A 13,855-nucleotide genomic window follows, 5' to 3' on the forward strand; every position below is an offset into this window, starting at 1 on the left:
CCCTATCGTGGCGGCTCAAACCACCGATTGAGCGCAGTTAACGCCCATGCCCCGTTCCCTTGTTTCGCTATGGAAACGTGTCGCGACCAGCGGCACCACCGCCGATGGTCGCGAGATCCTTCCCCAGGAACTGCGTGATGTCGCCGAGACCTACAAACCGTCGAAATACACGGCGGTGATCTGGAGTGAACACGAACGGTGGATGGGCTCCCACGGCACCGTGTACGCCGTGCGCCTGGTTGAAGAAGGCGAAGATCTAGAGCCTGGCCAAATTGGCTTGGAGGCACAGCTCAAGCCCAACGACAAACTGCTGTCGCTCAACGACCAGGGCGAAAAGCTGTTCACCAGCATCGAAGTCACCCCCAACTTCGCGGGCTCGGGCAAAGCCTACCTGACCGGCCTGGCCGTCACCGACTCCCCGGCCAGCCTGGGCACTCAGGAACTCTATTTTTCCCGCAAGACCAGTAAGGACGCCTATTTCGCCGACGCGGTGGAACTTGGCTCCCTGACGGACACAGAGCCAAAAGGTGAGCTGGGCAAGCTGACTGCGATGGTCACCAGCCTGTTCAAGCGACTCGGCCTTCAAGAATCCCCCGCAGCACCTCCGCAAACCCAAACAGAGAGCAAACCCCCAATGGATGAAGCTACAGCCAAAGCGCTGGCGGCACTGGTTGAACAGTTGCTGCTGGTCACTGCCGGCATTCAAACCTTGATCGAGCCTGCGACGACTGACGTAGTGGTTGAGCAGGAACCGATCGACAACGTCGAAACCTCCGTTCAGGACATTCTCGACACCGCCGAAGAAGAGCGCGAATTCTCCCGTCGCGGCAAGGGTGTATCCACCAACAAAGCGCTGGCCATGGCCATTGCCAACCTGGACAAGAAATTCAACACGCTGCTGAACACTCCGAAAGGTCGCCAGGTTCCGCACACCACCGGCGCGACTCGCAGCCAAAAGCGGAGAGTCGTGTAAATGGCCACGCTGAGCAGTAACGCCCAGGAACAGTTCGCCCTCATGCAGGATGACTTGGCCGAGACGTACAACGTCCAGGATGCGTCCCGCCAGTTCGCCGTCGAGCCTGCCATTGCCCAGGAGCTGAACGACAAAATCACCGAGAAATCCGACTTTTTGAGTCGCATCAACGTGGTGCCGGTCAGCGAAATCAAAGGCCAAAAAGTGATGATCGGCGTGACTGGCCCTGTGTCCAGCCGCACCAACACCAAAACCAAGGACCGCGAAGCTAAGGATTTCAGCGACCTGTCTGGTCTGGACTACGAGCTGTTCCACACCGAGTCCGACGTGGGCCTGTCGTTCGCCAAGATCGACAGCTGGGCCAAGTTCCCCGACTTTGCTGATCGCTACAGCGCGGCCGTGCAACGTCAAATCGCCCTGGACCGAATCATGATCGGCTGGCACGGCACGCATGCGGCGTCACAGACCGACATCGACGCGCACCCAATGCTGGAGGACGTGAACAAAGGCTGGCTGCAAATCGCTCGCGAGCAGATCCCGGCCCAGGTACTCAAGGAAGGCAAGACCGCCGGAAAAATCACCCTCGGCGCCGGCGGCGACTACGCCAACCTTGACGCCCTGGTGCATGACGTCAAGCAGATGATTGACCCGGTATTCCGTGATGCTGGCGACCTGATCGCGATCATCGGCAGCGACCTGTTGGCCAATGACAAGGGCAAGCTGTACGCCAAACAGGGCGACACCCCGACCGAGAAAGAACGCATTGAAGGCGCCCAGGTAATCGCCACCTATGGAGGCTTGCCGTCCTTCCTGATCCCACACTTTCCGGCCACCGGCGTGGTGGTCACCAGTTGGGACAACCTGTCGCTGTACTTCCAGGACAGCAGCTGGCGCCGCCACCTGATCGAGAACCCGAAACGCTCCCGCGTCGAAGATTACAACGGCCGCAATGAGGGCTACGTGATCGAGCAGTTGGAGAAGTTCGCCGCCATCGAAGCCGGCAACCTGGAGCTGCTGCCGTGAGCATCGCCCTGGCCCACAAGCGGCGTGTTCTCGCGCTAGGCCCGACGGCAGTGGCAGGTGTCGAGCCTTACAGCTCCAGCACTGCCCTGGCCAGTCCCGCCAATGCGCAAAAGCACCTCAAGCTGATGGAAGGCGCTTTGGCGATCGACCTGGAACGCCTCGGCGACATCAACAATCTCGAAAGCCGTCAGTTGCTCAAGCGTGACGAGCTGCTGCCCAAATACATGGACTACGTCGAGCGTTACCGCGACTCCGGATTGAACCACCCGAATCCGGTGCTGATGCAAGTCATGGTTTGGCTGTTCGACACCGAGCAATTCGAACTGGGCCTTGAAGTCGCGATGTTCGCCATCGAGCAAGGCCAGTCGATGCCGGAGCGCTTCAAGCGTGACATCCCGACCTTCGTTGGCGATGCGGTTATTGAGTGGGCTGACAACGAGCAGAAATGCGGGCGCAGTCCCGAGCCATACCTGAGCGACATGCTGCCGTTTGTAGATGGTGAATGGGATCTGACCGAACAAATCCCGGCCAAGTACCACAAGTTGATTGGCATCCGCGCAATGGACGCCAAGGACTGGGAAAAGGCGATCCGCCACTTTGAACGCGCCACAGAGCTGTACGCCAGCATAGGTGTGGATACGCGCCTGAAAGGGTCTCGCAAGGCCTTGGAAAAACAACGGGCTGACCAAGCCGCCGAATAACCCGACTACCCCCCCCGGCGAGAAACTGTGGATGTGAGCCAACCATTTATGGCCTGACCCACTGAAACAGTTTTCCCGCCCCTATTTGAGTGGCCAGCAATGAGCTTTTCCGGGAAACCCACCACCTTTGTGGAGCAAGCGATCGAGAACGACGGCTTCTGGCCGAACCTCTCCGTGGTCGAGTTTCAGAAGGGTTACCGCCTTCCGGCGGAGTACCTGGTTGAGATGCTGGTCACTGATCTGACCACCGCGATGGTCGAGGTCAATCGAGATCTGGCCAAGTGCAAAGGCAGATGGCAGGCCGTAGGCATCACCAGCGTTGAATCTGCTGACCCTATGGTGCTGCCCGAGCGCACATTTCACGTAGCGACGTACAAGCGCGCTGTGTATTGCCGCGCCAAGGCCAGTTTGCTGCCGCAGTTCGCCTCGGTGGTCCGCCGCGAAAGTGCCGAGAACCTGGGCAAAGAGGAACCGGAGCGCAAGGAAACGTTCCTGGCATTCAGCCAACAGGCCGTTCGCTCGTTGCAAGGCCGTGGCCGCATCACGGCGGCGCTGCTATGACCAAACTGCAAGCGCTGACCCGCTATCTGATCGAACGCCGCCTGGTATTGCCGGAACAACTCGACAGCTGGACCGAGCAGGTCACGCTGGAACTGGTGTGGAAACCCGACGTCGACGGTATGCACCTGGGCAACATGCGCTATCGCGCCGCGATCGTGCTGGAGCGCTTCGCCGATCATCCGGCGCGGCTGATGGCCCTGGTCGGCAGCTGGCTGGAGAACCACGATCCGGAGCGTGATCGGCACGAGTTGCCGGCGCCGTTGTTCGCGGTTGAACCGCTGGACAGCGATTTGTTCGACGTGGAAATCACCCTGGAGTTCGTCGAACCGCAATACCTGGCCGAAGACCCGGCCGGCGAGATTGAAGCCTTCGGAAAGTCCTGGGCGTTCGTACCGTTTGACCTGTGGGTCGCGGAACGCGGCGAGGTGGCCACCCATGGCGGGGCGTAGCACCTTCGAACTCCACGCACGTGGTCACTTGGCCGTGGAAGCGCAACTGGCGCTGCTCAGCCTGCCGCCGCAACTGCGCCGACGGCTGTTGAACAACGTCACCAAGCGCGTGCGGACGATGAGCCGCCGACGTGTACGCGATCAGCAGAATCTGGACGGTTCGCCTTTCGAGGCACGCAAGGGATCGGGCAAGGGCAAAAAGAAGATGGAAGCCGGCCTGGCCAAGCTGATGGTGGTGACCCGTGTCAGCGCTGACGAAGCGGAACTGGGTTGGAAAAACGCCCTGACTCGCTGGGTCGCCGCGCAGCAACACCATGGCGTCAGTGAGCGCCGCACCGCCGCGCAGATGCGCCGCTGGAACAGAACTCCACCCGGCCTGGCCGCCACCGACAAGCAAGCCAAGCGCTTGCGCCGGTTGGGCTTCCGTGTGCGCCAGGCGGGCAAAAAGACCCTGACCCGGCCGTCAGTGGCGTGGATTCAAGAGCATGTGAACTACGCCAAGGCGGGGCTGCTGATTCGCATCCTCGACGACGAGCGCAGTGAATCCAGCGGCGCGCAGAGCTGGGAAATCACGTTGCCAAAACGCCAGTTCATCGGCGTCAACACCGACCGCGACACCAGCCTGCTGATTAACCAGGTGTTGCAACAAATCCTACATTCACCCCGCTAACGAGGCACTGCATGGCACTCGGTCAAGTCACCGTCGACAATCTCAATCTGGGCCAGGGTGCCGTAACAGAGATTGAGCGCTACTTCCTTTTCATCGGTCCGGCGACCAAAAACGTCGGCCAGTTCGTCCCCTTGAACACCGACAGCGACCTGGACGCGGCCCTGGGCGTAGCGCCCAACGATCTGAAAGCCCAAATCACTGCTGCCCGTCTCAACGGTGGTCAGCGCTGGGCCTGCGTAGCCGCTCCGATCGGCGCCGAAGGCAACTGGTCCGAGGCACTGGAAAAAGCCCAGCACCAGGGGTTTTCGGTCGAGGCCGTGGTGATTACCAAGCCGGTGGCCAAGGCGGACGAGCTGTCGGCCATGCACGACGCGGCCATTGCGCTGAACAACACCTACGGCCGTCGTGTTTTCGTGATGGCGTCCACTGCCGGCATCACCGTGCAACAGACCTGGGCGCAGTACGTCACCGAGCAGAAAGCCCTGGTGGCCGATCTGGCGGCGCCGCGTGTCCTGCCGGTACCGCAACTGCACGGCAATGACCTGGGCGTGCTGGCCGGTCGCTTGGCCAACGCGTCCGTGAGCATTGCTGACAGCCCGATGCGCGTGGCCACCGGCCCAGTGTTGGGCCTCGGCCCGGTGCCGATCGATGCCGACAAAATCCCACTGTCGTCGGCGGTGCGCAGCGAGCTGGACCGGGCGCGGTTCTCCGTGTCGCAGACCTATCCAGATTATCCGGGCGTGTACTGGGGCGACGGCAACATGCTCGACACCCCAGCGAGTGACTTTCAGGTCGTTGAACACCTGCGCATCACCGACAAGGCGGCGCGCCTGGTCCGAGTGCTACTGATCCGCCGTGTGGCCGATCGCCGCTTGAACAGCACCCCCAATAGCATGGCGGTCAACACCAACCAACTGATGGCGCCGTTGCGTGCCATGGCCAAGACCACCGTCTTTAACGGTGAAGTGTTCCCCGGCGACATCGAGCCGCCGAAAGACGGTGACCTGGTGCTGAGCTGGCTGAGCAAAACCAAGGTCACGGCTTACATCAAGCTCAAACCCCTCAACTGCCCGAAAGACCTCAAGGCGAACATCGCCCTGGACCTTTCCAACGACAAAGCGGAGTAACGCCCAATGGCAAAAATTGGCGGCAAGAACTTCGATGTGAGCCTGGGTGACCTGTCGCTGCACGTCGAAAACTGCACCCTGGATATCACCGACAACTCAGCCGTAGCACAAACCCGGGGCGTGCCAGACGGCTTCGTAGAAGGCGATGTCGCCGCTGCCGGCGAATTCGAACTGGACTCCAGCAACTTTAATTTGCTGATCGATGCGGCCCGATCCGCCGGCAGCTTCCGCGCCCTGAAACCGTTCGACGTGGTGTTCTTCGCCAAGGCTGGCGACGACGAGCTGCGTGTGGAGGCGTTCGGCTGCAAGGTGAAAATCTCCAGCCTGTTGGGCATTGATCCCAAGGGCGGCGAGAAGAGCAAACACAAGGTGCCGTTCGACGTCACCAGTCCGGACTTCGTCCACATCAACGGCGTGCCGTACCTCGACGCTACCGAGATCGAGGGGCTGCGCTAATGGGGGATTRGTTCGAACAGGCCTCGGCGCTGGAACAGCTGGAGCGTGAACACGCGATCGCGGCTCAGCGAGCGCGGCCGCGTCCTTCAGGTCCGAGCCGCATCCACTGCCTGGACTGTGAAAAACCGATCCCCGAGAACCGTCGAACCCTGGGCGGGATTCTCCGCTGCACACCCTGCGAATCCCTTTCAGAGCGGAGTAACCGCCGATGACCACTGCTCAACACCCCGTCGAGCCCGTCGCTGATGCCGCACGCCTCGGACGCCTTGAGCGAAAAATGGCGGTGATCGAGCACCGGGTGGGCGAGATCGAAGATCGCCACGAAACCGTGCCGACGCGCGTCACCAAGCTGGAACAGCAGTTTGAACACATGGCTGGCCAGCTCTCGGAACTCAACGCCGGCCAGCAGACGCTGACCGTGGCGGTCAACGACATCGGCTCGAAGGTGGGCCGGCTGTTGACCATCCTGACCCTGGTCGGCGCCGTGCTGCAAATGGCAGTGCCGGCACTGCTTCGGGTGTGGTTCCCATGAGCCTGCGCGGCAAGATCGCCGCCGGTGCCATTGCGCTGTGCAGTACCTCGTTGGTGGTGTTCCTGGGCACCTGGGAAGGCCAGGGCCAGAACGTCGTTTACGCGGACAAGCTGGCCCGAGGGCTGCCGACCGTGTGCCTGGGCATCACTCGTTACACCAGCCCGTTTCCGGTCGTGATCGGCGACTACTGGTCTCCCGCTCGATGCGACCAGGTCGAGCAGTTGGTGATCCAGAAAGGACAGTTGCAGCTCGCCGACTGCATCACCAATCAGCAAGTGGGCCAGAACACTTTTGACGCCTTGAGCAGCCATTCCCACAACGTCGGCGTGCCCAGTACCTGCGCCAGTCGAGCGATGGGCTTGATCAACGCCGGCCGTATCGCCGAAGGCTGCAACGCCTTGGCCTGGGCGGCGGATGGCAAGACACCCGTGTGGGCCTTTGTCACCAATGCCCAGGGCAAAAAGGAGTTCGTCCGGGGCCTGCATGCGCGGCGTTTGGCGGAAGCGGATCTGTGCAAGGCGGGCTTGTGATGCCGCGTGATGCCTTGTTTTTCCTGTTGTTGTGTGGGGTGGCCTGGTTCGGTTTTGACCTGTTGGAAGGTCAGCGCGACACCGCCCGCCGCGAACGCGACAGTGCGCAAGCCGAAGTGAACGGCCTGCGCGAAGCGGCCCGAATCAGCGGCGAGATGTTGGCCGAACGGGACGCGATCGATCTTGAACGCACCACGGAACTGAACCATGCAATCACCGAAAACCAAAGCCTGCGCCGCGATGTTGACGCTGGCCTTAAGCGGCTGCGCGTTAAAGCCACCTGTCCAGCCGCAGTGCCCGCCGATCCCGGCGCCGGCCGCCTGGCTGATGCAGGAGCCGCCGAACTCGCAGCAGACGCTCGACGAGATTATTTCACCCTCAGAGATCAGCTCGCCCTCAGCAAGCAAATGATTCTGGGCCTACAGCAACACGTCCTCAGGGTGTGCCGGTGAAAACCGGCGTCCCTGGGCAACCACTTTTCAACCTCAACAAGAGAGCTACCCCATGAACGAGCAAAACGCAGAAATCACCCTGGAAGTCGGCGAGCAGGAATTCACTTTCACCCTGACCCCGCCAGACGTCACCAAGTACTTCAACGCGCTGACCCAGACCAACAAGGTCGCCCCGGGCAACAACCTGCTGATGACCACCGTCAAGCAGGAAGAAAAAGCCACCCTGAAACCACTCCTGGTCAATCCGGTGATGGTGATGCAGCTCGCCGGCGCACTGCTCGAGGAGTACGGGCCAAAGGTTGAAGTGATCGTAAAAAAGCGCTCGGCCACGCTGAGCGCCTGACCGAAAACGGCCTGGGCCAGTTGGTGGCCCTGACGAACCACTGGCTACCTGGCGCCGAGCCCACGCCTGAAGCGATGGGCACGGCCAAGTGGCTGGAGGACGAATACTGGAGACGCATGGAGATGTCCGTAGCTAACGGCATCGCCGTTGCGCTGAACGGGTAACGACAGTGGCAGACCGTAGCGCCAGCCTTGCTTTCATTTTGAGCCTGACCGACAAGGTCACCGCGCCCCTGGGCAAGGTGAAAATGGGTTTTTCCGACCTTGCCGAACAGAGCGAAAAGCACATCAAGACGATGGGCCTCGGCCTGGGCGGTCTGACGGCGGCCGTGGTCGGCATTCAGCAATCCATGGCGCCGGCGCTGGAGGTCAATCGCGCCCTGGGCGAAGTCCGATCGTTGGGCGTGGCCGAGGATGCGTTGACCGCGCTCAACAGCAAGTCGCTGGAGTTCGCCGTGAACTACGGCGAGAACGCTCGGGAGTTTGTCGCCTCGGCTTACCAGATCGATGGCGCGATTAAAGGCCTGGCCGGCAGTCAGTTGGCCACGTTCACCAACACCAGCAACCTGGTGGCCAAGGCCACCAAGACCGACGCCGCGACCATGGGCGAATACGTCGGCACCCTCTACAACCTGCAAAAGTCCCAGGCCGACGCCATGGGCAAAGGTGCGTGGGTCGAAAAACTCGGCGGGCAGACTGCGCTAGCAGTGCAGCTGTTCCGCACCAGTGGCGCCGCGATGAAGGATGCATTCAAGGAAGCCGGCGCGATCGCCACCACAGCCGGGGTGGACCTGGCCGAGCAGATGGCGGTGATCGGTACGCTGAGCAGCACCATGGAAGGCGGCGATGCCGGCGGGCGCTACAAGGCGTTTTTCGAGAACATCGGCGCCGCCTCGGAAAAGCTCGGCATGAAGTTCACCGACCAGCAGGGCAAGATCCTGCCGATCATGTCCATCCTGGACAAGCTCCAGGGCAAGTTCGGCGATCTGACCAGCGCGTCGGCCGGGGCCAAGCTGATGGAGGCCTTCGGCGGTGAAGGTGCCCAGGTGATTGGCGCACTGGCCAAGGACACCGGACGCCTGCGCGACAGCCTCGATCAGTTGGGCAAGGTGCGCGGTCTGGAGAAGGCCGAGCAGATGGCCCAGGCCATGGTCGATCCCTGGCAGCAGTGGGCGTCCCTGGTCGAGGTCATGCGCGTGGTGTTTGGCCAGGTGCTGATCCCGGTGCTGACGCCGTTCATGAACAAGATGGTCGACATCGGCAAGACGCTGGTGCGCTGGTCGCAGCTGTTCCCCAACATCACCCGCGTGATCGGCATCACCGCGTTGACCATCATGGGGATTGTCGGCGCCATGTCGTTGCTCACCCTGGTGGTGGGCATTTCAAGGATGACCTGGCTGGGCCTGGTAACAGTCTGGAAAGTGGTCCAGTTGCTCAACCTGCGCACCATCGCCGGCTTCCTGCTGCAAGCCGCTGCTGTGGTGCTTTACGTCGCTGGCCTGACACTGCTGACCACCGCGATGGGGATCATTCGCGGCGTCATGCTCCTTTGGCAGGGTGCGATATGGCTGGTCAACGCGGCGCTGTTGGCCAACCCGATCGTCTGGATCGTGATCGGCGTAATCGCCTTGGTCGCGGCCGTGGCCGCCGCCGTCTACTACTGGGATGAATGGACCACGGCGCTGCTTAACAGCGAGGCGTTCAAGTTTGTCAGCGAGCAGTTCCAGAAGCTGGCCGACTGGTTCAACTCCATGGGCGGCTGGTCTGGCATGGCCAAAGGCGCATGGGACAGCATCGTCGGCGTCTTTTACAAGGCCATCAACAGCCTGATTGAGCTGATCAACAGCATCCCCGGCGTGAACATCGAGGCGCGGTTCGGCGACATGCCTGAGATGCCTGACATCGATCCCGCCGTGGGGGTGATGCCTGCGGTTCCAGCCACGGTTCCCGGCATGGGCCAGTTGCCCGGTGTGCCGGAAATACCAGCAGTGCCTGGCGTCAATCCAGCACTGGGCGCCATGCCGACGGTGCCCGGTGTCGCCGCGACGCTGACGGCAGCCGACACCGCGAACTCTGCCGAAAAAGCCCAGCAAACCATCAATGCGGCAATCCCCAGCCTGTCCCCGACGCGACCGACAGCGGTGCCGCCTGGCGGCCTGCTGACCAGCATTCAGAACAACAGCAGCAGCCAGAACAAGGGCACGCATGTGGAAAACGTGAACATTCACACCGGCAAGACCATGACGCCGCTGGAGATGGAAAACATGGTCGCCATGGCGGTGGGCGGATGAGCGAGTACGTGGATTTGTTGATTGTCGACAACGACCTGGTACTGGACCCGTCTCGCCAGCCGCGGCTGATCGATGATCGCGCCTGCATTGCCCAGGACATCGCGCACATGATCCGCGACAGCGGCCTGCTGGTGACCCTGGTGGCCGAGCGCGACCGCCTGCGACAGCGCGACTGTATTCAGCAACTGGAGCTGCTGGTGGAGTCTGACGAACGCCTGGTGCCAGGCACCGCGTTGATCAAACAGCTAGAGCCTGGGCAGTACCTGGTCACGGCCAAAACCCTGAAATTCGGACTGATCGAGGTGACCCTGTGAGCGAGGTCGATTTTAAACAGGTGATCGCTGACACCGGCATCCCGACCACTGAGGCGGGCTTGAAAGCGGCTTGGGAAAAAGAGGTAGTCGCCCAGGGCGCTAAGGTCGCGAACACCAGCAGCTATTCGCCGTTCTGGCGAGTGATGACGGCCCTGGTCACCAAGCCCGTGCTGTGGCTCCTCGATTTCCTGTGCCTGACCATCCTGCCGAACTTCTTTGTGAAAACGGCGGTGGATGCGTGGCTGGACATGCTCGCTTGGGCCGTCAACGTCGAGCGTAAGGGCGCGACCAAAGCCCAAGGCACCTTGCTGTTTACCCGGGCTACGCCAGACGGCGTGATGGAGCTGGAAAAGGGCATTGTCGTCCACTCTGCTGCAATCAATGGCCACGTTTACGAGCTGTCGACTACCGCCGCCGGTACGTTCCTGGTAGGGCAACTGCAACTGGAAGTACCGGTGGAGGCGAAAGACGCCGGCAGCGGTTACAACCTGGCGCCGGGTTACTACGCGATTCTGCCCGTGCCGGTGCCTGGCATCGTCCAGGTGGCCAATGCTGACGGCTGGCTGGCTTCACCTGGTGCAGATCCGGAGCCCAACGACCAGCTACGCCTGAGGGTGCGCAATCAGTTCTCGGCGGTCAATCAGTGGCACACCGACGCTGTGTATCGGGCCATGATTTCTGCCTTCCCGGGCGTGCGGCCGGATGGTGTGTACTTCGAGCATGGTGCGCCACGCGGCCCCGGCAGTGCCAATGCGTTTGTGTTGTTTGACGCGGGTGTGCCGGCGGACAGCTACCTGGCACAAATCAACGCGCACATTCGGGACCAGGGCAACCATGGCCACGGGGATGACCTGTTGGCCATGGTCATGCCACAGGTCCCGTACACCATCAGCGTGGACCTGTGGCCACGGGCCAACCTCACGGCTGAGCAGGCGGTTACGTTGAAAGCCGAAATGGAACTGTTCATTCGCGCCGCTTTTCGTGAAAGCACCGTGCGCGACTACCAGCCGACGCTGACCTATCCCCAGTCGCGGTTCAGTTTCAGTGTGTTAACGAAGGAACTGCACAGCCAGTTTCCCGATATTCAGTCACTGCGGTTCATCACTCCAGACATCGTTTCAGGCCTGAACATTCCCCGGATTCAGACGCTGACGGTGACCCCGCGATGATCAAAATAAAATTGCCCTTTTGGCTCGCCGGCACCGAACTGTCGAAGCTGGTCGCCGCCGCGCAAGCCTGGTGGGAGACGGTCGCCGGCTGGCTGCGCTGGCCGTATCACCAGATTGATCCCGACACTTGTCACCTGAGCATCCTGGAGCTGTGGGCCTGGCAGCGCGATGTCACGCGCTTCAATGGCGAACCTGAGGCCTTGTTTCGTCTGCGCGTGAAATACGCCTTCATCAACTCGGTGGACGCCGGCAGCACCGCCGGCATGAAGCGCATTTTCGAACGCCTGGGCGTGGGGTACGTCGAGATCGAGGAGCGCCAACCCGATCGGGACTGGGACGTGGTGCTGCTCAAATTCAGCAATGCGCAGCTGTCGCTCAACCCCGAGTTGCTGCGCGTACTGATTCAGCAATACGGCCGGACGTGCCGGCGTTATGACTTCGTGACCATCACCCCCGTGGCGCTGCAAATCGCCCTTATCGACTTCAACGACGATCAGCAAACGCTGATTGCCCGCCTGTAGGAGCGCACCGTGAGCGCCAGTATTACCTTGGCCGGCGAAAGCCAAATTGCTCTCAAGCAAAGCCAGAAAAAGCCGCAGATTGTCAGCAAATTCATCTTTGCCAATGTGCCCGGGCTGAACACTCTGGCGCCGGTCGATCGTGCTGCCGGCAAACCGCCGGCGGGGCAGATCGTCCACGTCTATACCATCCCCAAAGAAAACGCCGGCTATGTGAACCCCAACCAGGTGGTGTACAGCGCGCAACTGGGCTCGGATGTTGGCGACTGGGATTTCAACTGGGTCGGCCTGGAGGACGAAGACGGTGTGTTGTTTGCCGTGTCCTACGTGCCGCTACAGCAAAAGCGCAAGAACATCCCGCCGCTTCAGATCGGCAACAACATCACCCGCAACTTCCTGGTGGCGTTTGATGGTGCGATGAAGTTGACCGCCGTCACGATCGACGCACGCACCTGGCAGCATGACTTCACGGTGCGTCTGGCCGGCATCGATGAGCGCGGGCGCATGAGCAATCGAACGATGTATGGTCGTGCGTGTTTTTTCAGTGGTTCGCTGACCTTTGAAAAAGTGGGTACCAGCTTTCAGATTCGACCAGGTGGGGCCTACATCGAAGGCATTCGGGTGGCCCTGGACGAACCGTTCGTGGTCACCGGCGTTATCCCTGTGGGCAAAGTCTGGTTGGACGTCTGCCTGGAACGCCAATTCAATGATCGGGTGGCCAGTTGGAAGGTCGCCTATGGCAACCAGGTCGATTACACCGACGCCGCCGGAAACCGCCATTACTGCGTGCCCATTGCCGATTACATCTCGTCGAGCCAGATCGTGGACTTGCGACCGGCTGAGCCGGCCGCGGGCCCCTTGATTAAATACTTTGCTGCACGTACTGGCGACTATGCAGAGTTGCGTGCCCGGGCGACGACCAAGGAGGATGTCGACCTTGGCAACTTGCCCAATGCCAAGAGCGACGACCCCGACAGCAACAGCAGCGAGATCCTGGCCACCACCGCCGCGCTGAGCAAAGTCAGGCAGCAGATTGCTGCGTCTCTGATCGGCATGGTGGCCCCGTTTTCGATGAGCTACCCACCCACCGGCTGGCTGGCGTGCAACGGCGCGGCGGTATCTCGTACTACCTACAACAGTCTGTTCTCCCGCTTAGGCACTACCTACGGCGCCGGCGACGGGGTGAACACGTTCAATCTGCCCGATATGCGCGGGCTATTTCCGCGAGGCTGGGACGATGGTCGCGGAGTAGACCCCAACCGGGCCTTCGGCTCGTACCAGGAGATGATGCTGCATTCCCACGGGCACGGCGCCTCAGCCGCTGCGGTGGGCGACCACGTTCACAGTGCCTGGACCGACGTCCAGGGTAACCACAATCACCGATCGTGGACCGATGGACAGGGCGAGCACGGGCACCGCGCTTGGACTGATATGCAAGGCAATCACGCTCACGCCAGCAACGGTGTACCCGGCATTGGTCAAGGCTCCGGCGGTATCAACTCCGTCCAGCAAGCGGACGGCCAGCAAAACACCTCCCACGCCGGTTCTCACACCCACACCGTCGGAATGGATTACGCCGGCAACCATGCCCACACCGTATCTATGGAAATTGCCGGTAACCATGGCCACACCGTCGGCATTGGCGGCGCCGGGACTCACAGCCACGGCGTGACGGTGTCCGCCGCCGGTGGCGCTGAGACTCGTCCAAAGAACTTGGCCCTTCTGTTTTGCATCAAGTATTGAGACC

Annotated in this window: 19 protein-coding genes; all 19 read left to right on the top strand. The window is 61.4% G+C overall.

What is annotated here, in order from left to right:
* Nucleotides 1–46: 46 nt before the first annotated feature.
* Nucleotides 47–973 carry a GPO family capsid scaffolding protein gene (locus AC1DIH_RS07355; RefSeq protein WP_477771189.1) on the top strand — a complete coding sequence of 309 codons (927 nt, stop codon included), beginning with the start codon at nucleotides 47–49 and terminating at the stop codon, nucleotides 971–973.
* The gene (locus AC1DIH_RS07360) at nucleotides 974–1,996 is read left to right on the top strand and encodes a phage major capsid protein, P2 family (RefSeq protein WP_477771190.1); all 1,023 of its coding nucleotides are present in this window, start codon (nucleotides 974–976) and stop codon (nucleotides 1,994–1,996) included.
* Nucleotides 1,993–2,697, top strand: coding sequence for a phage terminase small subunit (gene gpM / locus AC1DIH_RS07365; RefSeq protein WP_477771191.1), 705 nt, complete (start codon nucleotides 1,993–1,995; stop codon nucleotides 2,695–2,697). Before AC1DIH_RS07360 ends, gpM begins: the two co-directional genes overlap by 4 nt.
* Nucleotides 2,698–2,796: 99 nt before the next feature.
* Nucleotides 2,797–3,258, top strand: a complete 462-nt coding sequence (locus AC1DIH_RS07370; RefSeq protein ID WP_477771192.1) for a head completion/stabilization protein — start codon at nucleotides 2,797–2,799, stop codon at nucleotides 3,256–3,258.
* Nucleotides 3,255–3,707: a phage tail protein gene (locus AC1DIH_RS07375; protein ID WP_477771193.1), complete on the top strand. Its 453-nt coding sequence runs from the start codon at nucleotides 3,255–3,257 to the stop codon at nucleotides 3,705–3,707. The genes AC1DIH_RS07370 and AC1DIH_RS07375 overlap by 4 nt, the downstream gene beginning before the upstream one ends.
* Complete coding sequence (locus AC1DIH_RS07380) at nucleotides 3,694–4,377, top strand: phage virion morphogenesis family protein (RefSeq protein ID WP_477771194.1); 684 nt, start codon at nucleotides 3,694–3,696, stop codon at nucleotides 4,375–4,377. Before AC1DIH_RS07375 ends, AC1DIH_RS07380 begins: the two co-directional genes overlap by 14 nt.
* An 11-nt stretch (nucleotides 4,378–4,388) precedes the next feature.
* Complete coding sequence (locus tag AC1DIH_RS07385; RefSeq protein WP_477771195.1) at nucleotides 4,389–5,504, top strand: DUF2586 domain-containing protein; 1,116 nt, start codon at nucleotides 4,389–4,391, stop codon at nucleotides 5,502–5,504.
* 6 nt (nucleotides 5,505–5,510) lie between these two features.
* Nucleotides 5,511–5,960: a phage protein gene (locus AC1DIH_RS07390; protein WP_477771196.1), complete on the top strand. Its 450-nt coding sequence runs from the start codon at nucleotides 5,511–5,513 to the stop codon at nucleotides 5,958–5,960.
* Nucleotides 5,960–6,172 (top strand): TraR/DksA C4-type zinc finger protein, encoded by a 213-nt coding sequence (locus tag AC1DIH_RS07395; protein WP_477771197.1) that lies wholly within the window; start codon nucleotides 5,960–5,962, stop codon nucleotides 6,170–6,172. The genes AC1DIH_RS07390 and AC1DIH_RS07395 overlap by 1 nt, the downstream gene beginning before the upstream one ends.
* Nucleotides 6,169–6,492, top strand: a complete 324-nt coding sequence (locus tag AC1DIH_RS07400; RefSeq protein WP_477771198.1) for a hypothetical protein — start codon at nucleotides 6,169–6,171, stop codon at nucleotides 6,490–6,492. Before AC1DIH_RS07395 ends, AC1DIH_RS07400 begins: the two co-directional genes overlap by 4 nt.
* Nucleotides 6,489–7,022, top strand: a complete 534-nt coding sequence (locus AC1DIH_RS07405; RefSeq protein ID WP_477771199.1) for a lysozyme — start codon at nucleotides 6,489–6,491, stop codon at nucleotides 7,020–7,022. The genes AC1DIH_RS07400 and AC1DIH_RS07405 overlap by 4 nt, the downstream gene beginning before the upstream one ends.
* Entirely contained in the window at nucleotides 7,022–7,474 is a 453-nt protein-coding gene (locus AC1DIH_RS07410) for a lysis system i-spanin subunit Rz (RefSeq protein ID WP_477771200.1), read from the top strand. Before AC1DIH_RS07405 ends, AC1DIH_RS07410 begins: the two co-directional genes overlap by 1 nt.
* Before the next feature lie 52 nt (nucleotides 7,475–7,526).
* Entirely contained in the window at nucleotides 7,527–7,817 is a 291-nt protein-coding gene (locus AC1DIH_RS07415) for a putative phage tail assembly chaperone (protein WP_477771201.1), read from the top strand.
* A 23-nt stretch (nucleotides 7,818–7,840) separates the two neighbouring features.
* Nucleotides 7,841–7,981 carry a DUF6890 family protein gene (locus tag AC1DIH_RS07420; protein ID WP_477771202.1) on the top strand — a complete coding sequence of 47 codons (141 nt, stop codon included), beginning with the start codon at nucleotides 7,841–7,843 and terminating at the stop codon, nucleotides 7,979–7,981.
* Between the two features lie 5 nt (nucleotides 7,982–7,986).
* The gene (locus tag AC1DIH_RS07425) at nucleotides 7,987–10,107 is read left to right on the top strand and encodes a phage tail tape measure protein (protein WP_477771203.1); all 2,121 of its coding nucleotides are present in this window, start codon (nucleotides 7,987–7,989) and stop codon (nucleotides 10,105–10,107) included.
* Nucleotides 10,104–10,421, top strand: a complete 318-nt coding sequence (locus tag AC1DIH_RS07430) for a DUF2590 family protein (protein ID WP_477771204.1) — start codon at nucleotides 10,104–10,106, stop codon at nucleotides 10,419–10,421. The genes AC1DIH_RS07425 and AC1DIH_RS07430 overlap by 4 nt, the downstream gene beginning before the upstream one ends.
* Nucleotides 10,418–11,590, top strand: coding sequence for a baseplate J/gp47 family protein (locus tag AC1DIH_RS07435; protein WP_477771205.1), 1,173 nt, complete (start codon nucleotides 10,418–10,420; stop codon nucleotides 11,588–11,590). Before AC1DIH_RS07430 ends, AC1DIH_RS07435 begins: the two co-directional genes overlap by 4 nt.
* Nucleotides 11,587–12,111, top strand: coding sequence for a phage tail protein (locus AC1DIH_RS07440; RefSeq protein WP_477771206.1), 525 nt, complete (start codon nucleotides 11,587–11,589; stop codon nucleotides 12,109–12,111). Before AC1DIH_RS07435 ends, AC1DIH_RS07440 begins: the two co-directional genes overlap by 4 nt.
* 9 nt (nucleotides 12,112–12,120) lie before the next feature.
* Nucleotides 12,121–13,851, top strand: a complete 1,731-nt coding sequence (locus AC1DIH_RS07445) for a phage tail-collar fiber domain-containing protein (protein ID WP_477771207.1) — start codon at nucleotides 12,121–12,123, stop codon at nucleotides 13,849–13,851.
* The last annotated feature ends 4 nt before the right edge of the window (nucleotides 13,852–13,855 follow it).

The sequence above is a fragment of the Pseudomonas sp. 05N36 genome (genome assembly GCF_056397385.1).

Coding starts and splice junctions, on each gene's coding strand:
- AC1DIH_RS07390 (WP_477771196.1), top strand. CDS start 5,511: ATGGCAAAAATTGGCGGCAAGAACTTCGATGTGAGCCTGGGTGACCTG.
- AC1DIH_RS07415 (WP_477771201.1), top strand. CDS start 7,527: ATGAACGAGCAAAACGCAGAAATCACCCTGGAAGTCGGCGAGCAGGAA.
- AC1DIH_RS07385 (WP_477771195.1), top strand. CDS start 4,389: ATGGCACTCGGTCAAGTCACCGTCGACAATCTCAATCTGGGCCAGGGT.
- AC1DIH_RS07400 (WP_477771198.1), top strand. CDS start 6,169: ATGACCACTGCTCAACACCCCGTCGAGCCCGTCGCTGATGCCGCACGC.
- AC1DIH_RS07355 (WP_477771189.1), top strand. CDS start 47: ATGCCCCGTTCCCTTGTTTCGCTATGGAAACGTGTCGCGACCAGCGGC.
- AC1DIH_RS07440 (WP_477771206.1), top strand. CDS start 11,587: ATGATCAAAATAAAATTGCCCTTTTGGCTCGCCGGCACCGAACTGTCG.
- AC1DIH_RS07360 (WP_477771190.1), top strand. CDS start 974: ATGGCCACGCTGAGCAGTAACGCCCAGGAACAGTTCGCCCTCATGCAG.
- AC1DIH_RS07370 (WP_477771192.1), top strand. CDS start 2,797: ATGAGCTTTTCCGGGAAACCCACCACCTTTGTGGAGCAAGCGATCGAG.
- AC1DIH_RS07380 (WP_477771194.1), top strand. CDS start 3,694: ATGGCGGGGCGTAGCACCTTCGAACTCCACGCACGTGGTCACTTGGCC.
- AC1DIH_RS07405 (WP_477771199.1), top strand. CDS start 6,489: ATGAGCCTGCGCGGCAAGATCGCCGCCGGTGCCATTGCGCTGTGCAGT.
- AC1DIH_RS07430 (WP_477771204.1), top strand. CDS start 10,104: ATGAGCGAGTACGTGGATTTGTTGATTGTCGACAACGACCTGGTACTG.
- AC1DIH_RS07375 (WP_477771193.1), top strand. CDS start 3,255: ATGACCAAACTGCAAGCGCTGACCCGCTATCTGATCGAACGCCGCCTG.
- AC1DIH_RS07410 (WP_477771200.1), top strand. CDS start 7,022: ATGCCGCGTGATGCCTTGTTTTTCCTGTTGTTGTGTGGGGTGGCCTGG.